At 64.6% G+C, this 23,250-nt stretch carries 22 protein-coding genes; 14 read left to right on the top strand and 8 right to left on the bottom strand.

Going from position 1 to position 23,250, the window contains the following annotated elements:
- Window positions 1–156 precede the first annotated feature (156 nt).
- A complete protein-coding gene (locus AC0L30_RS21275; RefSeq protein WP_473405104.1) occupies window positions 157–372 on the bottom strand; it encodes a hypothetical protein in 216 nt (71 codons plus the stop codon).
- 36 nt (window positions 373–408) lie between these two features.
- Window positions 409–1,410, bottom strand: coding sequence for a 2-dehydropantoate 2-reductase (locus AC0L30_RS21270; protein ID WP_473405103.1), 1,002 nt, complete (start codon window positions 1,408–1,410; stop codon window positions 409–411).
- A 158-nt stretch (window positions 1,411–1,568) separates the two neighbouring features.
- Here AC0L30_RS21270 and AC0L30_RS21265 point away from each other — a divergent pair, with 158 nt between their 5' ends.
- Together AC0L30_RS21265 and AC0L30_RS21260 are read left to right on the top strand one after the other, a co-directional pair.
- Entirely contained in the window at window positions 1,569–2,150 is a 582-nt protein-coding gene (locus tag AC0L30_RS21265; RefSeq protein WP_354159819.1) for a YidB family protein, read from the top strand.
- A 31-nt stretch (window positions 2,151–2,181) separates the two neighbouring features.
- Entirely contained in the window at window positions 2,182–2,454 is a 273-nt protein-coding gene (locus AC0L30_RS21260; protein WP_196236584.1) for a GlsB/YeaQ/YmgE family stress response membrane protein, read from the top strand.
- A gap of 203 nt (window positions 2,455–2,657) precedes the next feature.
- Here the strand turns inward: AC0L30_RS21260 and AC0L30_RS21255 are convergent, their stop codons facing one another.
- A complete protein-coding gene (locus AC0L30_RS21255; protein ID WP_219684836.1) occupies window positions 2,658–3,443 on the bottom strand; it encodes an SDR family NAD(P)-dependent oxidoreductase in 786 nt (261 codons plus the stop codon).
- Window positions 3,444–3,693: 250 nt separating this feature from the next.
- On the opposite strand from AC0L30_RS21255, the gene AC0L30_RS21250 reads away from it, so the two are divergent.
- From AC0L30_RS21250 to AC0L30_RS21240, 3 genes are read left to right on the top strand one after another with little or no spacing between them, the layout of a single operon-like run.
- Window positions 3,694–4,758: an acyl-CoA dehydrogenase family protein gene (locus AC0L30_RS21250; RefSeq protein WP_473367301.1), complete on the top strand. Its 1,065-nt coding sequence runs from the start codon at window positions 3,694–3,696 to the stop codon at window positions 4,756–4,758.
- A gap of 17 nt (window positions 4,759–4,775) precedes the next feature.
- A complete protein-coding gene (locus AC0L30_RS21245) occupies window positions 4,776–5,936 on the top strand; it encodes an acyl-CoA dehydrogenase family protein (RefSeq protein WP_008133127.1) in 1,161 nt (386 codons plus the stop codon).
- Between the two features lie 15 nt (window positions 5,937–5,951).
- Window positions 5,952–6,770 (top strand): enoyl-CoA hydratase/isomerase family protein, encoded by an 819-nt coding sequence (locus AC0L30_RS21240; RefSeq protein WP_473405102.1) that lies wholly within the window; start codon window positions 5,952–5,954, stop codon window positions 6,768–6,770.
- Window positions 6,771–6,931: 161 nt separating this feature from the next.
- Here the strand turns inward: AC0L30_RS21240 and AC0L30_RS21235 are convergent, their stop codons facing one another.
- From AC0L30_RS21235 to AC0L30_RS21220, 4 genes are all read right to left on the bottom strand, one after another.
- The gene (locus AC0L30_RS21235) at window positions 6,932–9,046 is read right to left on the bottom strand and encodes an acetate--CoA ligase family protein (RefSeq protein WP_473405101.1); all 2,115 of its coding nucleotides are present in this window, start codon (window positions 9,044–9,046) and stop codon (window positions 6,932–6,934) included.
- A gap of 186 nt (window positions 9,047–9,232) precedes the next feature.
- Window positions 9,233–9,982 carry a VOC family protein gene (locus AC0L30_RS21230; RefSeq protein ID WP_473405100.1) on the bottom strand — a complete coding sequence of 250 codons (750 nt, stop codon included), beginning with the start codon at window positions 9,980–9,982 and terminating at the stop codon, window positions 9,233–9,235.
- 2 nt (window positions 9,983–9,984) lie between these two features.
- Entirely contained in the window at window positions 9,985–10,776 is a 792-nt protein-coding gene (locus AC0L30_RS21225; RefSeq protein ID WP_473405099.1) for an enoyl-CoA hydratase, read from the bottom strand.
- A gap of 120 nt (window positions 10,777–10,896) precedes the next feature.
- The gene (locus tag AC0L30_RS21220) at window positions 10,897–12,102 is read right to left on the bottom strand and encodes an ABC transporter substrate-binding protein (protein ID WP_473405098.1); all 1,206 of its coding nucleotides are present in this window, start codon (window positions 12,100–12,102) and stop codon (window positions 10,897–10,899) included.
- A 195-nt stretch (window positions 12,103–12,297) separates the two neighbouring features.
- Here AC0L30_RS21220 and AC0L30_RS21215 point away from each other — a divergent pair, with 195 nt between their 5' ends.
- Together AC0L30_RS21215 and AC0L30_RS21210 are read left to right on the top strand one after the other, a co-directional pair.
- Window positions 12,298–13,092, top strand: coding sequence for a thermonuclease family protein (locus AC0L30_RS21215; RefSeq protein WP_007599283.1), 795 nt, complete (start codon window positions 12,298–12,300; stop codon window positions 13,090–13,092).
- Window positions 13,093–13,223: 131 nt separating this feature from the next.
- A complete protein-coding gene (locus tag AC0L30_RS21210) occupies window positions 13,224–14,615 on the top strand; it encodes a M48 family metalloprotease (RefSeq protein ID WP_246649422.1) in 1,392 nt (463 codons plus the stop codon).
- A gap of 122 nt (window positions 14,616–14,737) precedes the next feature.
- Here the strand turns inward: AC0L30_RS21210 and AC0L30_RS21205 are convergent, their stop codons facing one another.
- Window positions 14,738–16,063, bottom strand: coding sequence for an MFS transporter (locus AC0L30_RS21205; RefSeq protein ID WP_473405097.1), 1,326 nt, complete (start codon window positions 16,061–16,063; stop codon window positions 14,738–14,740).
- A 182-nt stretch (window positions 16,064–16,245) separates the two neighbouring features.
- Here AC0L30_RS21205 and cyoA point away from each other — a divergent pair, with 182 nt between their 5' ends.
- The 7 genes from cyoA to AC0L30_RS21170 are packed head-to-tail and all read left to right on the top strand — an operon-like array spanning window position 16,246 to window position 23,159.
- Window positions 16,246–17,406, top strand: coding sequence for a ubiquinol oxidase subunit II (gene cyoA, locus AC0L30_RS21200; protein ID WP_007599273.1), 1,161 nt, complete (start codon window positions 16,246–16,248; stop codon window positions 17,404–17,406).
- An 11-nt stretch (window positions 17,407–17,417) separates the two neighbouring features.
- The gene (cyoB, locus tag AC0L30_RS21195; protein ID WP_473405096.1) at window positions 17,418–19,415 is read left to right on the top strand and encodes a cytochrome o ubiquinol oxidase subunit I; all 1,998 of its coding nucleotides are present in this window, start codon (window positions 17,418–17,420) and stop codon (window positions 19,413–19,415) included.
- Entirely contained in the window at window positions 19,416–20,045 is a 630-nt protein-coding gene (gene cyoC, locus AC0L30_RS21190; protein ID WP_007599270.1) for a cytochrome o ubiquinol oxidase subunit III, read from the top strand. It begins immediately after the preceding gene.
- Complete coding sequence (gene cyoD, locus AC0L30_RS21185) at window positions 20,042–20,428, top strand: cytochrome o ubiquinol oxidase subunit IV (RefSeq protein WP_007599269.1); 387 nt, start codon at window positions 20,042–20,044, stop codon at window positions 20,426–20,428. Before cyoC ends, cyoD begins: the two co-directional genes overlap by 4 nt.
- Complete coding sequence (locus AC0L30_RS21180; RefSeq protein ID WP_473405095.1) at window positions 20,425–21,285, top strand: SURF1 family protein; 861 nt, start codon at window positions 20,425–20,427, stop codon at window positions 21,283–21,285. The genes cyoD and AC0L30_RS21180 overlap by 4 nt, the downstream gene beginning before the upstream one ends.
- The gene (locus AC0L30_RS21175; RefSeq protein ID WP_007599267.1) at window positions 21,257–22,636 is read left to right on the top strand and encodes an ATP-binding protein; all 1,380 of its coding nucleotides are present in this window, start codon (window positions 21,257–21,259) and stop codon (window positions 22,634–22,636) included. The genes AC0L30_RS21180 and AC0L30_RS21175 overlap by 29 nt, the downstream gene beginning before the upstream one ends.
- Entirely contained in the window at window positions 22,626–23,159 is a 534-nt protein-coding gene (locus AC0L30_RS21170; protein ID WP_007599266.1) for a response regulator transcription factor, read from the top strand. The genes AC0L30_RS21175 and AC0L30_RS21170 overlap by 11 nt, the downstream gene beginning before the upstream one ends.
- The last annotated feature ends 91 nt before the right edge of the window (window positions 23,160–23,250 follow it).

The following is a 23,250-nucleotide window of genomic DNA, read 5'->3' as shown; positions in this document are numbered from 1 at the left end:
TGTGCTAATCCATCCATCCTTGATGGTTGGGCGCACCCGCCAAATCTACCATCTTGGGCCGCCCCGTTAACAAATCCAGAGTCTTTCCGCGTGGGGATTCTGGATTGCTTCGCTGCGCTCGCAATGACGGGTGTGATGGAGACCGCGCTTACATCCTCAGTTCAGAGGCTTCTTCTTGCTGCGCTTCGGTTGAGCTACCGGGGAATTCGCAGGCGCCGTTGTCGTCGGAGAACTGCTCAACTGCGACCTGCTCTCCTGCAATCGCCTGTCATAGCCGGGAGAGTTCATGACCGTCGGCGGCCGGGCCTCCGCGACCGAGGACGCGGCGCAGAGCGCGGCCAACGCGAATCCGATCATCAGACGACGCTTCATCGTTGCTCCTCCCGTCGCGCAGCCTGCACTCATGCGTTACCCGCGAACCTCCCGCGGCGTCAGCCGCGGCGGCCCCTTGCCCGCACTCTCCGCCTCCTTGATCAGCGCAACAATGCGGCGCGACAGCGGCACGTCGATCCTGTTCTGCTCGGCGAGCGCGATGATCGCACCCTGGAGATAGTCGATCTCGGTCTTACGGCCCTGCTTCAAATCCTGCCACATCGAGGAACGCGCCTCGGGATCGATCTTCATGGTCCTTCCCGGGATGAGGTTGAAAATCGGATCGGGCAGTCTCAGCAAGGTGGGCGTCCAGGACGACGGGATCGGCGTCGCCGAGACCGGCGTGATGCCGGCGGCCCTCATCGCAGCCAGCCCCTCCGCCATCTGATCGGCGAACAGCCGTCGCCAGTCGCGGTTCGCCAATTGCGCGGCGAGCGGCATGTCGGACAAGGCGCTGAGCGCGTTGTTCAAATTGATGATCAGCTTGCCCCATTGCACGCCGATGATGTCGCGGCTCGCGCGCATGGTGAGCCCCGGCACCGACAGCGCTGCGGCCGTGTTCGTATCATCTTGACCAACATGAATGTCGCCGGAGGTCGAGCGGTGGAAGCGGCCCTCGCCCATCCCGACCACGTTGAAAGGCACCATGCCGGCGAGCACGCGGCGGTCGCCGAGGCGCTCGCGCAGCACCGCGACATTGCCGACGCCGTTTTGCAGCGAGACGATGACGGCGTCCTGCGGCGCATGCTGCGCGATCTGGTCTGCGACACCGGCCGTGTCGGCGCTCTTCACCGTGACCAGCACGATGCCGGCGCTGTGGAAGATCGCGGGATTTTGCGACAGCGCGAGTTGGCCCGCGCCGATCTTCTTCTCGGAGCCGTCGAAATCGGTCAGAAGCAGGCCGAACCGCTCGATCTCGGCCTTCACCCGCGGCCGCACCAGGAACGCGACGCGGCGGCCGGCAGCCGCCAGGGTGCCACCGACGAAACATCCGATGGCGCCTGCGCCGGCCACCACGATCGGTCGATCCGTAACCACCTTGGCTTGTCTCCTTAACGGTCTGCCCTCGATAGCAGAGGCGCTGCCTGCTGCCCATTCCCGCAGTTGCGGCGCAATCGCCTTGTAACCGTCATGACGGCCTCATATGTTTTCGATCGGGGCTTGTTACCAGCAAGAAAGCGCCAAGGGAGAACGCCATGGGTTTGCTCGACGTCCTCAACGGCATGCAGAACGGCCCGCGCGGCCCAAGCACGCCGAGTTCACAATCCTCATCCAGCGGCGGCATGTCGCCAATGACCATGGCGCTCCTTGGCCTGCTCGCCTGGAAGGCATTCAAGCATTTGAGCGGCAACCAAACCGGCAGCGCGCCGCAGCCGTCCCCGGCACCGACGCCGACGCATCTCCCCCCGTCGGTGAATGCAGGCGCTGGCGGCGGCCTCGGTGACCTGTTGAAGGGTGGCCTTGGCGGCCTGCTCGCGGGCGGCGCGGCCGGCAGCGTGCTCAGCGGCGGTCTCGGCGATCTCCTCAACCAGCTCCAGCAGAGCGGTCATGGCGACGCCGCCAATACCTGGGTCGGCAAGGGCGAGAACAAGGCGATCGCACCAGGCGATCTCGCCAATGCGCTCGGCGCCGACCAGATCGAGAGCCTGTCGGCCCAGAGCGGCTTGTCGCGTGACGAGCTGCTCTCCGGCCTCAGCCAATATCTGCCGCAGGTGGTCGATCATCTGACGCCGGACGGACGGCTGCCGACCGAGCAAGAGATCGCGGGCAGAGTCTGATTTAGTTTAGTCAAACGAGGGGAGCACGGACATGAGCATGGGTGGCTTGTTGTGGATCATCGTCGTCGGCTTCGTCGCCGGCCTCATCGCGCGTTGGCTGGCGCCGGGACCGAACAATCCGAGCGGCTTCATCCTCACCACCATCCTGGGCATCGCCGGCGCGTTTCTCGCGACGTTCATCGGCCAGGCCATCGGGCACTACAGTCCCGACCAGGGCGCGGGATTCATCATGGCCACCATCGGCGCCGTGGTGGTGCTGTTTATCTGGCACCGGCTGGTGGCGAGCGGCGTGATCAAGGGGTAGACCACAGTCGCTTTGCGGTGTGGTCGATCAACAAGTTCGGCGTCGTCCCGGCGAAGGCCGGGACCCATAGCCACCGAATTTGGTTTGGCGAAGACTGGCAATTCCCGGTTTCGCGCCTCACTACCTCTTGTGGTTATGAGTCCCGGCCCCCCGTGCGCAATTGCGCACTAGGCCGGGACGACAGTTGTATTTGCCGCGTGCCCTCACGTCACCAAATGCATCCCCGCATCCATGCGCACGACCTCGCCGGTCATGTTGCTGGAGGCCGGCATCGCCAGAAAGCAGACGAGCTGGGCGATGTCTTCCGCCGATGATGCGACCTTCAGCGGCACCTTCGCCACGACGCTGTCGCGCACCTGCTTGGCGCCCGCCTCGCCACGGCCCTTGGTGAACCAGGGCGTATCGATATAGCCGGGACATACCGTGTTGACGCGGATCAGCGGCGCCAGCGCACGCGACAGCGACAGCGTCATGGTGTTGAGCGCGCCTTTGCTCGCGGCATAGGCGATCGACGATCCGACACCGCTGATGCCGGCGACCGAGGAGATGTTGACCACGGCGGACGGCCGCCCAGAGGCCTTGGCGCCGGCCTCGAGCAGGCTGCGCGCCGCGCGCACCATCTGAAACGGGCCGATGGTGTTGACGCCGTACAGGCGCTGGAAATCTTCCGCAGACAATCCGTCGAGATCGGCATGGGCGACATGCTTGGTGGTGCCGGCATTGTTGACGAGCACGTCGAGCCGGCCCCAGCCGCCAGCTGCCGCAACGATCTTGCGGCAATCGTCATCCTTCGAGACGTCGCCCTGCGCGACCAGAACTTCCGGTGAGCCCGCCTTGCGGCAAAGCTCCGCGGTCGCCTCCGCTTCCCTCTCGCTCGAGGAATAGTTGATGACGAGCCGCGCCCCGCTCCGTGCGAGAATTTCCGCGGTCGCAGCACCCAGGCCGGAGGCGGACCCCGTCACGATTGCGCACAAACTGTCCTTTGCCATCCGGCTTTCCTTCCCCTTGATTGAATATCGACGTCCTGTTTAGCGAGTTTGCCGCGCCCTGCAAATCGAGCAAACTCCGCTAAGCGGAATTAGCCTTCTATAGTCCCTTGCGCCCATGCCCGCGCCGCAGGTTGACCTGCGATCAACGCTTGTCAGGGCCATGGCTTTTTCGGATCATCGGGCGCAAGAAGAACCTGCGCGCCCACCCCACGGGGGCGGGAAGTGCCAATGGCAAAACACGGGGAACGCTGTGGCGGAGAGTGACAATATCGTCGTCGAGACTGCGGAGAAAATCTTCGCCGATCTCGCCGATCCGCAGACCGTCAACAACGACAAGAAGGATTCATGGCAGGCGCCGCTCTGGCAGGCGCTGAGCGAAGCCGGCCTGCCGTTGGCCTGGGTGCCGGACGATCTCGGCGGCTCCGGCGCGAGCCTTGCCGACGGCTTTGCGCTGCTGAACGCGGCCGGCCGTTTCGCAGTCGCGGTTCCCCTCGCCGAAACCATGCTGGCCGGCTGGCTGCTGGCGCAGGCGAAGATCGCATCCCCCGAGGGGGAGATGACGGTGCTGCCGGCGTCGCCGAAGGATCGCATCACCCGCGATGCCGACGGCGCGCTCTCCGGCCGCGCCCGCGGCGTGCCCTTCGCAAAGGCGGCAAAGCACTTCGCGGTGCTGGCCCACGGCAAGGACGGCGCCTCGATCGCGCTGGTCGACGCGAGCAAGGGTCGGATCGAGACCGGACTCAATGTCGGCTACGACCACAGCGACACCGTCACACTCGACAAGGTGCAGCCCGTCGCCATCAAGCCCGCACCGAAGGGCTTTGACCAGACCACAATGATGCTGATGGGCGGCGTCGCGCGCAGCCTTCAGATCGCGGGCGCACTGGAATCGATGCTCGACATCTCCGTGCGCTATTCCAACGAGCGCGTCGCCTTCGAGAAGAAGATCTCCAAATTCCAGGCGGTGCAGCACAATCTCGCCCGCCTCGCCGGCGAGTCGGCTGCCGCTCTTGCCGCGGCGACCTCGGCCGCCGATGCCATCGCGAACGCAAGATCGTTCGACGACGCGGTCTACCTCGAAGCCGCCTCGGCAAAGATCCGCTGCGCGGAAGCCGCGGAAAAGGGCGGCGCCATTGCGCATCAGGTCCATGGCGCGATCGGCTTCACCCTGGAGCACATCCTGCACCGCTATTCGCTGCGGGCATTGGCCTGGCGCGACGATTTCGGTTCGGAAAGCCACTGGGCCGTCGAGCTCGGCAAGCTCATTGCCAACCGCGGCGCCGACGAATTATGGCCGCTCGTGGCTTCACGCTGATCAGGGACGAGACAACAATGACCGCTGCCCTTCGTTTCGATCCGATCCGCCTGCCCGAGAAATGCGAGCAATTGCGCAAGGAAGTGCGCGCCTTCCTCGCCGAGGAAATCGCTGCCGGCACCTTCGATCCGCACAAGCCCAACCGCGAAGACACCGACGCGCCGGAATTTTCCCGCCGGGTCGGCGCCAAGGGTTGGCTCGGCATGACCTGGCCAAAGAAATATGGCGGCCAGGAGCGCTCGTTCCTCGAACGCTATGTGGTGACGGAGGAGATGCGCGTCGCCAACGCGCCGACCCGGCGGTTCTTCGTCGCCGACCGCCAGAGCGGGCCGGTGCTGATCAAGTATGCGCCTGAGCATATCAAGATGGACATCCTGCCGCGCATTTGCCGCGGCGAGATCTGCTTCGCGATCGGCATGAGCGAGCCGAACTCCGGCTCGGACCTGTTCGCCGCGAAGACGCGCGCAACCAAGACCGACGGCGGCTATCTCATCAATGGCACCAAGATCTGGACCTCGTCGGCGCATATCGCCGACTACATGATCGCGATCTTCCGGACGTCGCAGCCGACCAAGGAAAACCGGCGTCACGGCCTCACGCAGTTCCTGGTCAAGATGAAGCAGCCGGGCATCCAGGTGAACCCGATCGGCCAGATCACCGGCCAGTACGAGTTCAACGAGGTCGTCTTCACCGATTTCTTCGTGCCCGACGATCACGTGCTCGGCGAGGTCGACGGCGCCTGGAAGCAGGCCACCAGCGAGCTCGCTTATGAGCGTTCGGGCCCCGAGCGTTTCCTGGAGACCTATTACGTGCTGACCGAGCTGGTTCGCGCGGTCGGCCCCAATCCTGATACCCGCAGTGCCGAAGGCATCGGCCGGCTGGTGGCTCAGCTCCACACCATGCGGCGTATGTCGGTCTCGGTCGCGGGCATGCTGCAGGCCGGCAAGGAGCCGGTCGTCGAAGCCTCCATCGTCAAGGACATCGGCACGGTGTGGGAGCAGCAGCTGCCGCACCGCGTGCGCGATCTCGCCGCCTTCGTCGAGGAGACCGCGACCAACCGCGAGACGCTGGAGCGGCAGCTCGACTTCGCCATCAAGACCGCGCCGAAACTCACCATCCAGGGCGGCACCACCGAGGTGCTGCGCGGCATCATCGCCCGCGGGCTTGGTTTGCGCTAACTCTTCGAGGACATCATGAGCACCTATAAAGATATCGGCGTCGAAAAAGTTGGTCACGTCGGCACCATCGAGATACGCCGCCCGCCGCTCAACTTCTTCGACATTTCGCTGATCAACCAGATCGCGGACGCGCTCGACGAGTTCGATCGCGACATCGAGATTCGCGCCTCGGTGCTGTCGGCGCAGGGCAAGGCGTTTTGCGCCGGCGCCAATTTCCAGGACCCGGCACGACAGGCGCAAGAGGCGCGCGAAGCCGATAAGACGGCCAAGGGCGATCCGGCCGACAGCCTCGGGGCGATCAACCATCTTTACATCCAGGCCGTGCGCATCTTCCGCGCCAAGAAGCCGATCGTCGCGGCCGTGCAGGGCGCCGCCATCGGCGGCGGATTGGGCCTCGCGGTCTCGGCGGACTTCCGGGTCACCTGCCCCGAAGCGCGCTTCTCCGCGAACTTTACCAAGCTCGGCTTCCATCCCGGCTTCGGCCTGACCGTGACGCTGCCCGAGCTGATCGGCAAGAACAACGCCGAGCTGATGTTCTACACCAGCCGCCGCGTCACCGCCGAAGAGGCCTTCAAATGGGGCCTCGCCAACGAACTGGTGCCGCAGGACCAGGTCAAGGCGGCCGCACTGAAGCTCGCCGGCGAAATCGCCGAATGCTCCCCGCTCGGCCTCGTCTCCACCCGCGCCACCATGCGCGCCGGGCTGGCCGACCGCGTGATGGCGGCGACCAATCACGAGCTCGAGGAGCAGACGCGCCTGCGCGCGACGGAAGACTTCAAGGAAGGCGTGAAGGCCACGGAGGAGCGGCGCGTGGCGAATTTCAGGGGGCGGTAGGTCCTTTCTTCCTTCTCCCCTTGTGGGAGAAGGTGGCGCGGAGCGCCGGATGAGGGGTTGCCTCCGCAAGCCATTCTCCTGCGCTTGTGCGTGCGGAGAGAGACCCCTCACCCGTCTCGCCGCTTCGCGGCGAGCCACCTTCTCCCACAAGGGGAGAGGGATTAACTCCTCCCCACCACCAGCGCATCCACGATCGTCACGCCCTGCCCTTCGGCATGCACCAGCACCGGGTTGAGCTCGATCTCCGCGATCTCCTCTGCATGCTGCGCGGCAAGCAGGGAGATGTCGGCGATCAACTGCGACGCCGCTGCAACATCCGCCATCGCCGCCCCGCGAAATCCTGTCAGCAGCGGCGCGGCTTTCAAGCGTGCCAGCATCGCGCCGGCTTCTTCTGCGCCGACCGGCGCCGGGCGGTAGACGACGTCGCGGAATAGCTCTGTCGTGATGCCGCCGAGGCCCACCATCACCATCGGCCCAAACGTCTTGTCCGTCATCGTGCCGATGATGATCTCGACACCCTGCTTCGCCATTGGGCCGACCAGCACACCTTGGATGGCCGCCTCAGGCCTGTGCTTGCGCGCATTGTTGAGCAGCGCCTCGAACGCCAGAAACACTTCACCCTTCGTGGTGATGTTGACGCGTACGCCGCCGACCTCGCTTTTGTGCGCGATGTCCGGCGACTGGATCTTCAGCACCATGGGAAAGCCGACGCGGGCGACGGCTGCGTCGAGCTCGCCCTTGTCCTTCACCAGCACTTCGTCCGGCAGCGCGATGCCGGCGGAGCGGAGCAACGCCTTGCTGTCGGCTTCCGAGAGAGCCGGCGATTTCAGCTGCGCAGAGATGTCCCGCACCGGCAGTCGCGGTCGGTCCGCAGGCTTCTGCAGCTTGAAGTTGGCGTAGTCGACGAGCTGCCGCATCGCGACGCCGACATGGGTGAGGCCCGAGAGCACCACGACGCCGGATTTGGCAAGCTCGCGCTGCGCGAAATCGGACGGCACCGTGTAGGAATAGAACACCACCGGCTTGCGCTGCGCGGCCAGCACCGGCGTCAGCTCGGCTTCCTTGAACGGCTTGCGGACCTCACTCGACAGCGACAGCACGACAAGGATTGCGTCGATCTCGTCGGACGCGGTGAGCACATCGACGCTCTTTTGCAAGCCGCCCGAGGTCACGCCCTGCGCGGTGACGTCGATCGGATTGCGCGCCGTGCCGTAGGACGGCATCAGCGCCTTGATCTCCGCCTGGATTTTTTCCGAGAGCTCCGGCACCTGCAAGCCTTGCAGCGCCACGGCATCGGCGCCCCAGATGCCGGCGCCGCCGGAGACGGTGACCACGGCGACGCGATCGCCTTTCGGCAACGGATTGCTCGCAAGCACGGCTGCGATCGTCAGCGCCTCGTCGAGATCGTTGGAGACAATGAAGCCATATTTGGCGAACACCGCGTCGTAGGCCGCCGACCATCCGGCCATGCTCGCGGTGTGCGAGGCGGCCGCGCGCATCCCGGCGCCGGAGCGACCGACTTTCGTCACGATGACTGGCTTTTTCAGCTCGGCGGCCCGCCGCGCTGCCGCGAGAAACTTGTCGACGTCGCGAATGCCTTCGATGAACAGCAGGATCACGTCGGTGGAAGCATCCTGCACCAGGTAATCCAGGTACTCGCCGGCCCCGAGATCGGATTCGTTGCCGGCACTCACAACATAGCTCACGGCAATGCCGAGCGCACTGGCGCGGTGATAATACGCAAAGCCGATGCCGCCGCTCTGCGCGACGATGCCGATGCGCTTCGTCGTGGCGACCAGCGGCACCACGCCCGGCTTGATGTCCACCGCGGGACTGAACGTCGCCGCCACGCGCTGCATCTGGCTGAAAAAGCCCTCGGCGTTCGGACCGGAAATCCGCATGCCGGTCCGCCTCGCCAGCGCCGCGATCGCGTCCTGCATCGCCGCGCTCTCCCCACCCTCCTCGGCAAAGCCGGAGGAGATGATCAGGGCGTTCTTCACGCGGGCGGCTGCGCATTGTTCGAGCGCGGCAAGCACCGCGCGGGCGGGGATGAGGATGATTGCGAGATCGATCGGCGTGCCGATGTCGGTGATCGATTTGTAGCAAATGAGGCCGTCGATCTCGGCGTAATTCGAGTTCACCGGATAGATTTTTCCGGGATACTCGTTCTTGCGCAACATCGACAAGAGCCGCCCCGGAATCTTCTCATGATCGCGCGAGGCACCGATCAGCGCGATGCTGGCGGGTTCAAAGAAGCTATCGAGCGGATGCGGCATGGAGTGATCCCCTTCTTATTCTTCGTGCACCCGCCGTATCCAGACCGTCATCCTGAGGTGCGAGCCGCGCGGTGCATAGCACCGTGCGGGGAGCCTCGAAGGATGAGCGGCCCCGCCGGTGGCCGTCGCCCTTCGAGGCTCGCCGAAGAGGTGAGCACCTCAGGGTGACGGATCACTACCAAGCACTCAACTGACGCGGAACGTCACCCCACCGAGCAAGAACTCGTTGCCCGCCACGGCATGTCCCTTCGCCCTCGCAGCATGCAGCACACCGGCAACATGAGTGACCCGAAACTCCAGCGCGCTCATGATTTCGCTGGCGCCCTTCACGAAGCGGAATGTTGCATTGGGCAGCTTCAGTTCCGCCTCGCCACTCGGCGCGACGCCGACGATCTTGCCCCAATGCTCCGCCAGCCCTTGCGGATCCGGGCTCTGCATCTCCACGCTCGTCAACGCCTGCGTCACGTCCTTGCGGATGAATTTTTGCCAGTCAGGGCCGGCAGGTGGATACGGCCCCAAAATGTCGTCGCTGCCTTCGGTGTGGTTGAACTCGATGAAAGCGGCGCGGCAGTCGCGGGGGTGGAGCTGCACGCCGTGATAGGGCGCGTGGTCGATGACGTTGGCGGTGCGCACGCCCAGCGCGTTGGCGTTACGACCGCGCTCGTCGGGATCGTTGCAGCAGAAGATCGCCATGTAGCCGCCGCGCCCGCCGCTCTTCTCGATGAAGCGGCCGGCCGTGGTGCCGTCCTTGAACGGCGCGACCACCTCCAGCAGGATCGTGTCGACCGGCAGCAGCGCGTTCTCCAGGCCGTATTTCGCAACATTGCCGTCGCGGTAGCAGACAGCGAGGCCCATGATATCAGCGATGTCGGAGATCACGGGCGCGAGCTGCGGCGCGACCAGGCAGATCTGCCGCAACCGCATATAGGGCGCCATCGTCATGCGCCCTTGAAGGTCGGCTTGCGCTTCTCGACGAACGCCTTTGCGGCCTCCTTGTGATCCTCGGTGTCGCTGCAGCGGGTGTGGTGGATCGCCTCGCCGTCGAAGCAATCCTCCAGCGCGAGATGCTCGGCATTGTTGATGTTGCGCTTGATGAAGCCGAGCGCGATCGACGGGCCTTGCGCCAGCGACAGCGCGAGCTCGTGCGCGGCCGCGTCGATCTCGGCGTCGGGGACGACCTTGGTCACCATGCCGATCGCATGAGCCTCCTTCGCGGTCAGCACCGGCGAGGTCAGATAGAGCTCGCGCGCCCGCGCACTGCCGAGCAGCTGGGTGAGGAAATAGGTGCCGCCGTAATCGCCGGAGAAGCCGACTTTTGCGAACGCGGTCGTGATCTTGCAGGATTCGGAGGCGACGCGGAGGTCGCACGACAGCGCCATCGACAGACCCGCGCCGGCCGCCGCGCCATCGAGCTGCGCCACCACGGGTTTCGGCATCTGGTGCAGGATGCGCGACACCTCCATGCCGCGGCGCAGGTTCGCCATCTTCACTTCGAACGGCAGCGGCGCCCGGCCCTCCGCCATCGACTTGACGTCGCCGCCGACGCAGAACGAGCCGCCCGCGCCCTTCAACAAGACCGCGCGCACCTCGGGATCATCAGCCGCGCGCCGTGCCGCCACGACCAGCCCGGCGACCATGTCCGGGTTGAGCGCGTTCTTCCGCTCGGGCCGGTTCATCGTGATGGTGAGCAGCCCGCCTTCGAGCTTTTGCAGGACCATGTCGTTACTCATGGGGCTTCTCCCTTGTCGTTGTTTTGCTTGATCTATCACCACACTCGTCATTGCGAGCGAAGCGTTTCCGCGGAGACAGCCTGGATTGCTTCGTCGCTTCGCTCCTCGCAATGACGGTGTTTATTTCTTCACCAGCGGACAGCGCGACTGCTCCAGCGACTGGAACGCCTCGCTGCCGGGCACCGTGGCGAGCAGCTTGTAGTCGTCCCAGCGGCCCTTGGATTCCGACGGCTTCTTGACCTCGAACAGGTACATGTCGTGCAACATGCGGCCGTCCTCGCGGATCTTGCCATTCTTGGCGAAGAAGTCGTTGATCGGTGTCTCCTTCATCACTTTCATCACCGTCGCGGCATCGGTCGTGCCGGCCGCCTTCACTGCTTTCAGATAGTGCGTCACGGACGAATAGACACCGGCTTGCGCCGAGGTCGGCGGCCGCTTCATGCGCTCCTGGAAGCGCTTCGAGAACGCGCGGGTGTCGTCGTTGAGATCCCAGTAGAAGGCCTCCGCAAGCAACAGGCCCTGCGCGGTCTCGAGCCCGATCGAGTCGATGTCGGTCACGAAGGCGAGCAGCGGCGAGACCTTCTGGCCGCCCTTGGTGATGCCGAACTCGGCCGCCTGCTTGATGGCGTTGACGGTGTCGCCGCCGGCGTTCGCGAGCCCGATCACCTTTGCTTTCGAGGCCTGGGCCTGCAGCAGGAACGACGAGAAATCCGACGTGTTGAGCGGATGGCGCACGCTGCCGAGCACCTTGCCGCCGGTCTTGGTCACGACGGCGCTGGTGTCCTTCTCCAGATCCTGGCCGAAGGCGTAGTCGGCGGTGAGGAAGTACCAGGTGTCGAGGCCCGACTTCACGGCCGCAAGGCCGGTCACATTGGCCTGGCCGTAGGTGTCGAACACATAGTGAATGGTGTAGGGACCGCAGGCCTCGTTGGTGAGGCGGATCGAGCCCGGGCCGTTGAACATGATGATCTTGTTGCGCGCTTTCGCGATCTCGCCGGCGGCAAGCGCGGTCGCGGACGCCGCGACGTCATAGATCATTTCGACGCCCTGATTGTCGAGCATGTCGCGGGCGATATTGGCGGAGAGATCGGCCTTGTTCTGATGGTCGGCAGCCAGCACCTGGATCTTGCGGCCGAGCACCTCACCGCCAAAGTCCTCCACGGCCATCTTGGCCGCGGTCTCGCTGCCGGGGCCGGTGATGTCGGCATACAGGCTCGACATGTCGAGGATGCCGCCGATCTTCAGTGGCGGCTTGTCCTGGGCTTGCACGGCACTTGCACTGAGCGCCAACGCAGCAGCAAAAATGCCCGACACAACATGCTTCATCGAAAAAGACCTCCCTTATCGCGCCGTACTCTGATGGCGGCTTGGTTATTGGTGTTGCCGCAATCATGCCGCATGCGCGACAGCGCAGCAAGCGCGCGGGACGATGCAGATGAGCGATCAACACGCGCTTTCCGCAAAGCGCAATGACGGAGTATGAACAAACAGTCTTCGCGCCCCACCACGCTTGAGTTATAATTGGAGCGCAACGCAACCTCACCGGGCAACGTGACGCAACGGCTTCAGCTGATCGCAATCCTTCTCGTCGCGGGGCAGAGCGCATTCGCGAGCCCGTGCCAGTTCGAGTCCCAGGGCGAAGGCCGCGTCACCGCGATCGATGCGCGCAGTCTGCGGCTCGATGACGGCCGGGAAATCCGCTTGACCGGCATCGAGCCGACCGCGACCACGAAGCAGGCGCTGACCTCGCTGCTGGTCGGGCACGACGTGATCCTGCGCAGCGCCGACGACACGCCTGACCGCTATGGCCGCCAGGGCGCGCTGGTCTTTGTCGGCGAGAGCGACATCTCCGTGCAGGCGACGCTCCTCGCCCAGGGCGACGCCATCGTCTCCGCCGAGATTGCCGATAAGGACTGCGCGGCGGCCCTGATGGCGTCGGAGGCCGAGGCGAGGCGCCAAAAAAAGGGCAGCTGGGCTGACCCGTCGGCCATAAAAAACGCGGAAAGTCCGGACGATATTTTGGCGGGGATCGGGCGTTTTGTGGTGGTCGAAGGCAAAGTCCTGTCGGTCCGGCAAGCTGGGGCAATGACCTACCTCAACTTCGGACGAAACTGGACACGCGGCTTCGCCGTGACTATTTCAAAGCGCATGGTACCCGCGTTCGAAAGCGCCGGGATCGCTCTTAAGTCTCTGGAAAATAAACGTATTCGTGTCCGAGGCTGGGCTGAGGGGAATACGGGGCCGCGTATCGATATACGCCTCGTAGGACAAATCGAGTTGCTGGGCGCAAACGAGCCGACAGGGGTAAGGCCCTAAAAAGGGCCAGGCACGGGTTAAGCGACGTGAATGTGGTGCTAGGACGGCACGGACAAGGTGAACGCCGCCTGCGGGCAGCGCCTGCTGTGCTATGCCTCGTGCTGGGTTCAGCCCTTGCCGGCTGCGGCGATATGGGCCGCTTCCAGACCGCGGCGGCCCCGCCGACCGTCGCGATGCCCAAGCCGAAGCCGGCCGTCGCCCAGACCCCCGCCACCGAGAAGGAGCATGAGCGCATCCTGGCGAGCTATGGCGGCACCTACGACGACGCCAGGCTCGAATCGCTCGTCACCAAGACCGTCGACCGGCTGGTCGCTGCGTCCGATCGGCCCGACCAGGGTTACCGGGTCACGATCCTCAATTCCGGCGCGGTGAACGCCTTCGCGCTGCCGAACGGCCAGCTCTATGTCACGCGGGGCCTGCTTGCGCTGGCGAGCGATACGTCGGAATTGTCCTCCGTGCTCAGCCACGAGATGGCGCATGTGCTGTCCAAGCACGCCGCGATGCGCGAGGACCAGGCCCGCCAGGCCGCGATCGTCACCCGCGTCGTCACCGACATGAGCAACGATCCCGATCTCACCGCGCTCGCGCTCGCCAAGACGAAGCTGACCATGGCGAGCTTTTCGCGCAATCAGGAGTTCGAGGCCGACGGCGTCGGCGTCGGCATTTCCGCCAAGGCCCATTTCGACCCTTATGGTGCCGCACGCTTTCTCTCGGCGATGGAGCGCAATGCCGAACTGAAGGTCGGCAAGACCTCGCTCGATCCGCGCGCGCAGGATTTCACCTCGTCGCATCCGGCAACGCCCGAGCGCGTGCAGAACGCGCAGACCATCGCACGGCAATACGCAGCGCCAGAGGGCGGCGAGCGCGACCGCGAGACCTATCTCGCCGCGATCGACAATCTCGTCTACGGCGAAGACCCCAGCGAAGGTTTTGTCCGCGGCCGGCGCTTCCTGCATCCGAAGCTCGGCTTCACCTTCCAGGCGCCGGACAATTTTACGCTCGACAACACTGCGCAGGCCGTGATCGGCGTGCGCGACGGCGGCTCGCAGGCGATGCGGTTCGACGTCGTGCGGGTGCCGGCGGAACAGTCGCTCGGCGACTACCTGAATTCCGGCTGGATGGAGGGCGTCGAGAAGGCCTCCACCGAGGACATCACCATCAACGGTTTTCCGGCTGCGTCCGCCACCGCCAAGGGCGACCAGTGGCAGTTCAAGGTCTATGCGCTACGCTTCGGCAGCGACGTCTACCGCTTCATCTTCGCGGCACGGCAGAAGTCGACCGAGAGCGAGCGCAATGCGCGCGAGACCGTCGGTTCATTCCGCCGCCTGACGCTCGACGAGATCCAGGCCGCGCGCCCGCTGCGCATCAAGGTCATCACCGTGCAGCCGGGCGACACCGTGGAATCGCTCTCCCACCGCATGGCCGGAGTCGATCACCCGGCCGAGCGTTTTCGCGTCCTCAACGGGCTCGATCGCAACGCGCAGGTGAAAGTGCGCGATCGTGTGAAGGTCGTGGCGGATTGACGTACGCTAAACTGCCGTAGGGTGGGCAAAGCGAAGCGTGCCCACCATTCCCGATCAGGATTATTGGAAGATGGTGGGCACGGCGCTTACGCGCCTTTGCCCAGCCTACAAGCTCCGCCCGATCAGCGCCCCGCGTCCATATCGCCGGCCTCGCGCTGGCCGCTGAGCCAGAGCGCGAGCAAGGTCCAGAACGCGCCTGACAGCAGGTACGCACCCGAGGCGATGACGCCAAGGTTGGTCGCCAGCAACAGCGCGACCAGCGGTGCAAAGCCGGCGCCGAACAGCCAGGCCATGTCGGAGGTCAGCGCCGAAGCCGTGTAGCGATACGCCTGCTTGAAGTTCGAGGCGATCGCACCCGACGACTGGCCGAACGACAGACCGAGCAGGATGAAGCCGATCACCATGTAGATGGTCTCGCCGAACGCGCCGGCATCGAGCAGCTGCGGGGCGAAGCCGCTGTAGATCGCGATCGCGATCGCCGATCCCATCAGCAGCGACTTGCGGCCGACGCGGTCGGCGATGACGCCGGAGAGCACGATCGCGCCGACGCCGAACACGGCGGCGACGATCTCGATGATCAGGAAGCGCACCGGACTTTCGCGGGTGAACAGGAACACCCAGGACAGCGGAAACACCGTGACCATATGGAACAGAGCGAAGCTTGCCAGTGGCGCAAACGCACCGAGCATGATGTTCTGGCCTTCGCGCGCCACCGTCTCGGAGATGCGCGAGGGCTGCAATTCGCGGGTCTCGAACAGCGAGGCATATTCTTCCGTCGTCACCATGCGCAGGCGCGCGAACAGCGCCACGACGTTGATGGCAAAGGCGACGAAGAACGGATAGCGCCAGCCCCAATCGAAGAAGTCGTCGGCCGAGAGATTTCCGGCGAAATAGGCGAACAGCCCGCTCGCCACGATCAGACCGAGCGGCGCACCAAGCTGCGGCACCATCGCGTACCAGCCGCGCTTTGAAGGCGGCGCGTTCAGCGCCAGCAGCGAGGCCATGCCGTCCCAGGCGCCACCCCAGGCCAGACCCTGTGCGATACGCGCCAGCGCCAGCAGCCAGATCGCGGCAACGCCGATCTCGTGATAGCCGGGCAGGAATGCGATCGCGACGGTGGCGGTGCCGAGCAGGAACAGCGCCGAGATCAGCTTGGCCGTTTTGCCGTACCCGCGGTCGACCGTCATGAAAATGACGGTGCCGATCGGCCGGGCCATGAAGGCCAGCGCGAAGATCATGAAGGAACAGAGGGTGCCGGTCAGTTCGCTCGTGAATGGAAAGACCAGGCGCGGGAAGACGATCACCGAGGCGATCGCGAAGACGAAGAAGTCGAAGAATTCCGAGGTGCGGCCGATGATGACGCCGATGGCGATCTCGCCGGGACTGGCCTGGTCGTGGCCGTGCTCGCCCGAGTGGTCTGCCATTGCGGGGGTCTGTGCCATCGCCATTCGTGCGCCCTTAACGTCCTGAAAACCAAAGCCGACCGCCCGGCGAGGCGCCAAGCGATCCAGCCCTGTCTGGCGCAACATCCCGCAGTGCAACATTGGACAAATTGTCCAATGTCCGGATTGCTGCGCCGCAGCTACCCCTTGGCCCCGCAAAAGAAACTCATTCTCATAAGGCTCGGCCCTTGTCCCGTTTCAAGATTCTAGCGCTGCTACCCCTGGCGGTTGCGCTCAGCGGCTGCAACTACGTCGTGCTGGCGCCGGCCGGCGATATCGCAGCGCAGCAGCGCGACCTCGTCATCATCTCCACCGTCCTGATGCTCCTGATTGTCGTGCCCGTGATGGCGCTGACGGTGCTGTTCGCCTGGCGCTATCGCCAGTCTAACACCGACGCCCGCTACGAGCCGGAATGGGACCACTCGACCAGCCTCGAGCTGGTGATCTGGTCGGCGCCGCTCTTGATCATCGTTTGCCTGGGCGCGCTGACCTGGATGGGCACGCATCTGCTCGACCCCTATCGCGCGCTCGGCCGCATCCATGCCGACCGCGCCGTGGACCAGTCCAAGGCCCCGCTCGAGGTCGACGTCGTCGCGCTCGACTGGAAGTGGCTCTTTATCTATCCGGACTACGGCATCGCCACTGTCAACGATCTGGCAGCTCCGGTCGATCGTCCCATCAACTTCCGCATCACCGCGTCCTCGGTGATGAACTCGTTCTACATCCCCGCACTGGCCGGCCAGATCTACGCGATGCCGGGCATGGAGACCAAGCTCCACGCCGTCGTGAACCACGCCGGCACCTATCGGGGCTTTTCGGCGAACTACAGCGGCGCCGGCTTCTCCGGCATGCACTTCAACTTCCAGGGCCTCGACGACAAGGGCTTTGACGCCTGGATCGCAAGCGCCAAGTCCGGCGGCGGCTCGCTCGGCCGCGCCGAATATCTCCAGCTCGAAAAACCCAGCCAGAACGAGCCGGTGCGGCGCTACGGCACCGTCGATTCCGATCTCTACCGCCTGATCCTCAACATGTGCGTCGAGACCGGCAAGATGTGCCAGAGCGAGATGATGGCAATCGACGCCAAGGGCGGCCTCGGCCATGAGGGCCTGAACAACACGCTGCCGCTGGCCTACGACAAGTACGCCCGCCGCGGCACGGCGCTTGGGCCGGAGCCGACCTTCGTCGCCGGCACCTGCACGCCCGATGCGCCGCAGGGCAGGACCACCGCCTCCATCACGGCGCCTCTCGACACCGCGCCGCTGCTCGGCGCCGGCCTGAAGCGGCCGAGTTTCACGCCGCTGAAGTCCTCGTCCTTCTTCCTCGGACAACGTCCGAAGTCAGATTCGTAAAGAGATCCCGCATGTCTCCTGATCTTCTCAAGCTCATCTTCGGCCGGCTCACCTTCGAATCGCTGCCGCTGCACGAGCCGATCGTCGTCGGCACCTTCGCCGTGGTGGCGACCGGCGGCCTCATCATGTTTGCCGGCCTGACCTATTTCCGCCTCTGGGGTTATCTCTGGAGCGAGTGGTTCACCAGCGTCGACCACAAGCGCATCGGCATCATGTACATGATCCTCGGCATCGTAATGCTGCTGCGCGGCTTCGCCGACGCGCTGATGATGCGGTTGCAGCAGGCCCTCGCCTTCGGCGGCTCGGAGGGCTATCTCAACTCCCATCACTACGACCAGGTCTTCACCGCCCACGGCGTGATCATGATCTTTTTCGTGGCGATGCCGCTGGTCACCGGCCTGATGAACTTCGTCGTGCCGCTCCAGATCGGTGCGCGCGACGTGTCGTTCCCGTTCCTGAATAATTTCAGCTTCTGGATGACGGTCGGCGGCGCGGTGCTGGTGATGGCCTCGCTGTTCATCGGCGAATTCGCCCGCACCGGGTGGCTCGCTTATCCGCCGCTGTCGAACATCGGCTACAGTCCGGATGTCGGCGTCGACTATTACATATGGGGACTACAGGTCGCGGGCGTCGGAACGACACTGTCCGGCATCAACCTGATCTGCACCATCGTCAAGCTGCGGTGCCCCGGCATGACCATGATGCGGATGCCGGTGTTCACCTGGACCGCGCTCTGCACCAACGTGCTGATCGTCGCTTCCTTTCCGGTTTTGACCGTCGTGCTCGCGCTGCTCTCTCTCGACCGTTACGTCGGCACCAACTTCTTCACGAACGATTTCGGCGGCAGCCCGATGATGTACGTGAACCTGATCTGGATCTGGGGTCATCCCGAGGTCTACATCCTGGTTCTCCCCGCCTTCGGCATCTTCTCGGAAGTGACCTCGACCTTCTCGGGCAAGCGGCTGTTCGGCTACACCTCGATGGTCTACGCCACGGTGGTCATCACCATCCTGTCGTACCTGGTCTGGCTGCACCACTTCTTCACGATGGGGTCGGGCGCCAGCGTCAACTCCTTCTTCGGCATCACCACGATGATCATCTCGATCCCGACGGGCGCGAAGATGTTCAACTGGCTGTTCACGATGTATCGCGGCCGCATCCGCTTCGAGCTGCCGATGATGTGGACGATCGCGTTCATGCTGACCTTCGTGCTCGGCGGCATGACCGGCGTGCTGCTCGCGGTGCCGCCGGCCGACTTCGTCCTGCACAACAGCCTGTTCCTGATCGCGCACTTCCACAACGTGATCATCGGGGGCGTGGTGTTCGGCGCGTTCGCCGGTATCGGCTACTGGTTCCCGAAGGCGTTCGGCTTCAAGCTCGACCCGTTCTGGGGCAAGCTGTCGTTCTGGTTCTGGGTCACGGGTTTCTATCTCGCCTTCATGCCGCTCTATGTGCTCGGCCTGATGGGTGTGACCCGCCGCCTCCGCGTGTTCGACGATCCGAGCCTGCAGATCTGGTTCATCGTCGCCGGCATTGGCGCCTTCCTGGTCTTCCTTGGCATCCTCTCGATGCTGATGCAGTTCGCAGTCAGCTTCCTCAGGCGCGAGCAGCTCAAGGACGTCACCGGCGATCCCTGGGATGCGCGTACGCTGGAATGGGCGACCTCCTCGCCGCCGCCGGCCTACAACTTCGCCTTCACTCCTGTCGTTCACGACAATGACGCGTGGTGGGACATGAAGAGGCGCGGTTATCAGCGCCCGCTCACCGGGTTCAAGCCGATCCACATGCCCAGCAGCACCGGCACCGGCATCATCCTCGCCGGCCTTGCCACCGCGATGGGATTCGGCCTGATCTGGTACATCTGGTGGTTGGCCGCCGCGAGCTTCATCGCGATGCTCGCCGTCGGCATCGGTCACACCTTCAACTATCACCGCGATTTCGACATTCCGGCCGAGGACGTCATCCGGGCCGAGGACGCGCGCACCAAACTGCTCGCCGGAGCCAAGTAAATGACTGTCGCTGTCAATCCCACGCAAACCGGCGAGCCGGTGTTCTACCTCGCCGACGAACACCCGCATCCGGAAGGCTACAGCACCTCGCTCGGCTTCTGGATCTACCTGATGAGCGACTGTCTCATCTTCGCGATCCTGTTCGCCACCTTCGGCGTGCTCGGCGGCAACTACGCCGCCGGTCCGGCGCCGAAGGATTTGTTCGAGCTGCCGCTGGTCGCGGTGAACACCTCGATGCTGTTGCTATCGTCGATCACGTATGGTTTTGCGATGCTGACGATGCAGCAGAACAAGATCGCCCAGACCCAGATCTGGCTGGCGATCACCGGCCTGTTCGGCGCCGCGTTCATCGGCATCGAGCTGTCGGAGTTCGCCCACATGATCCATGAAGGCGCGACGCCGCAGCGCAGCGCCTTCCTGTCCGCCTTCTTCACCCTGGTCGGGACGCACGGCCTGCACGTCAGCTGCGGCCTGATCTGGCTGGTGACCCTGATGGTGCAGGTCTGGAAGTTCGGCCTGATCGAGGCCAACCGCCGCCGCCTGATGTGCCTGTCGATGTTCTGGCACTTCCTGGACGTGGTCTGGATCGGTGTCTTCACCTTCGTCTATCTCCTGGGAGTTCTGCGATGAACACCGATACTCACGTCGCCCACGCGGACGATCATCACCATGGTGACGGCCATGCCAACGCGCACGGCTCGTTCTCGACCTACATGCTCGGCTTCGTGCTCTCGGTCGTACTCACCGCGATCCCCTTCTGGCTGGTGATGAGCGGCGCGCTTCCGAGCAAGCAGATCACCGCGCTCGTGATCATGGCCTTCGCGGTCGTGCAGATCGTCGTGCACATGATCTACTTCCTGCACATGAACACGACGTCCGAGAACGGCTGGAGTATGATGGCGCTGATCTTCACCATCGTCATGGTGGTGATCGCCCTGTCCGGTTCGCTGTGGGTGATGAACCATCTCAACAGCAACATGATGCCGATCCACCAGATGAACGGGATGAAATGAACGAAATCCGGACCGAGACGAGCAAGGCAAACGGGGCGCGCCGCGACGCTGCGCACCCGTCCTTGTGGCTCACGGTCCTCTCGCTCGCGGCCATTGCACTTCTGATCGCGCTCGGCGTCTGGCAGATCGAACGCCGCGCCTGGAAGCTGGCGCTGATCGACCGCGTCGAGCAGCGCGTTCATGCCCCGGCGCAGCCGATCCCCTCGCCAGCGGCATGGCCGACCGTCTCCGCCGCAAACGACGAATACAGGCACGTCAGCGTCAGCGGCCGTTTCATGCATGACCGTGAGACGCTGGTTCAGGCCGTTACCGAAGAAGGCCCGGGCTATTGGGTGTTGACACCGCTCAGGCGCGACGACGGCACGCTGGTACTGGTCAACCGCGGCTTCGTGCCGTCCGACCGGCGCGACGCGTCGACGCGCCGGGACGGCAATCCGCAAGGCGAGGTCGAGATCACCGGCTTCTTGCGCGTCACCGAGCCAAAAGGCGGATTCCTCAGGACCAACGTGCCTGAGCACAATCGCTGGTACTCGCGGGATGTCACCGCGATTGCGGCGGCACGCGGCCTCGACCATGTCGCGCCCTTCTTCGTCGATGCCGACGCTGGATCACAATCCGGCGGCGGCCCAATCGGCGGATTGACCGTGATCAGCTTTCCCAATAACCACCTGATCTACGCGCTGACGTGGTTTGCCCTGGCTTTCATGCTAGCCGGCAGACTTATCGTCACATTCGGCGGCGGGCTGTTCCGCCGCAGGAAGCCCTGGAGCGGCTTCGTCCACGAAGCGGCCGACGGCTCCGATGCCGACGCCCGCAGGACGGGATCAGATGCTGGAACGATCGTCGAGCCCACCTGACGACGGAAGAACGCATGTCGCCGTCACGCTGCAATCGCAGGCGGACGCGCGCAGCGAGCTGATCGGCGCTGCGCCGACCGACGACGAGACCAACCGCAAGAACATGGCGCTGCTGATCCAGCTGCGCTGGACGGCAGTGGTCGGGCAGATCGTGACCATCGGCGGCGTGCATGTCTGGCTCGGCATTCCCCTGCCTCTCACCCGCATGGGCGCGGTGATCGGCGCACTGATATTTCTCAACGTCTCCAGCCTGGTGTGGGTGCGCCATCGCGCCGCGATCACCAACAACGAGCTGCTGGTCGCCCTGATGCTGGACGTCGCTGCGCTGACCGCGCAGCTCTATCTCAGCGGCGGCGCCACCAATCCCTTCACCTCGCTGTTCCTGCTCCAGGTGACGCTGGGCGCGGTGCTGCTCGATGGCCGCTCGACCTGGTCGCTGGTCGCGCTGACCTGCGCGAGCTTCGTCTGGCTGACCGTCGCCTATCGGCCGCTCGATCTGCCGCCGAACCCGCTGAGCGAGACCTACACGCTCACGGTTGCCGGCATGCTGCTGGGCTTCGTGCTCAACGCCGTGCTGCTGGTGGTGTTCGTCACCCGCATCAACAGGAATTTGCGCGAGCGCGACGCGCATCTGGCGGCGCTGCGCCAGCATGCCGCCGAGCAGGATCATATCGTGCGCATGGGCCTGCTCGCCTCCGGCGCGGCTCACGAGCTCGGGACGCCGCTCGCCTCGCTCTCGGTCATCCTCGGCGATTGGCGCCGCATGCCCGACCTTGCCGCCGATCAGGAGCTGGCCGAGGACCTCGCGGAGATGGAGACCTCGCTGCAACGCTGCAAGTCGATCGTGACAGGCATTCTGGTGTCGGCGGGCGAAGCCCGCGGCGAAGGATCGTCGCCGACGACGGTGGCGGCTTTCGTCACGGCGCTGGTGGAAGAGTGGCGCGACGCGCGCTCGGCGCGCACGCTGTATTTCGTCAACACCTTCGGCGAAGACGTCGCGATCGCCTCAGACGTCGCGCTGAAACAGGTGATCTTCAACGTGCTCGACAACGCCTACGAGGTCTCGCGCGACTGGGTCGAGCTCGTTGCCGAGCGCGAGGGCGATAATCTCGTGCTGTCGATCAGCGATCGCGGCCCCGGCTTTGCGCCGGAGATGCTGGCACAGCTCGGAAAGCCCTATCAGTCGAGCAAGGGCCGCGCCGGCGGCGGGCTCGGCCTGTTCCTGGTGGTGAATGTGGTGCGCAAGCTTGGCGGCAGCGTGACTGCCGAGAACCACAGGAAGCGCGGCGCCACGGTCCGCCTCACGCTGCCGCTCGCCACGCTCGCGATCGGAGGCAGCTTTGACGCCTGACCGTTCGCTCATCGTCGTCGAGGACGATGCCGGCTTCGCCCGCACCCTGAAGCGTTCGTTCGAGCGCCGCGACTACGAGGTCGTGCTCGCCGCCTCGATCGAGGACGTGCGGAAAGTTCTGGAGGAGCGATCGTTCGGCTATGCCGTCGTCGACCTCAAGCTCGGCGGCGCCTCGGGGCTCGCCTGTGTCGAACTCTTGCACACGCACGATCCGGAGATGCTGATCGTGGTGCTGACGGGCTTCGCCAGCATTTCCACCGCGGTCGAGGCCATCAAGCTCGGCGCATGCCACTATCTCGCCAAGCCGTCGAACACCGACGACATCGAGGCCGCCTTCAACAAGGCCGCAGGCAATGCCGAGGTTGCGCTCGACGCCCGGCCGACATCGATCAAGACGCTGGAATGGGAACGCATCCACCAGACCCTGATCGAGACCGATTTCAACATCTCGGAAGCGGCAAGACGGCTCGGGATGCACCGGCGGACGCTGGCGCGGAAGCTCGAGAAGCGGCCGGTGAAGTGAGGTTGGTTAACTTTGTAGGGTGGGTTAGCGAAGCGTAACCCACCACTTCTTTGCGGCAGCATCGTGGGTTACGCCTTCGGCTAACCCACCC

Source organism: Bradyrhizobium sp. MI1.11 (genome assembly GCF_055811255.1).
The sequence above is the reverse complement of the archived record's forward strand: the minus strand, read 5'-3'. Positions and strand labels throughout refer to the sequence as shown.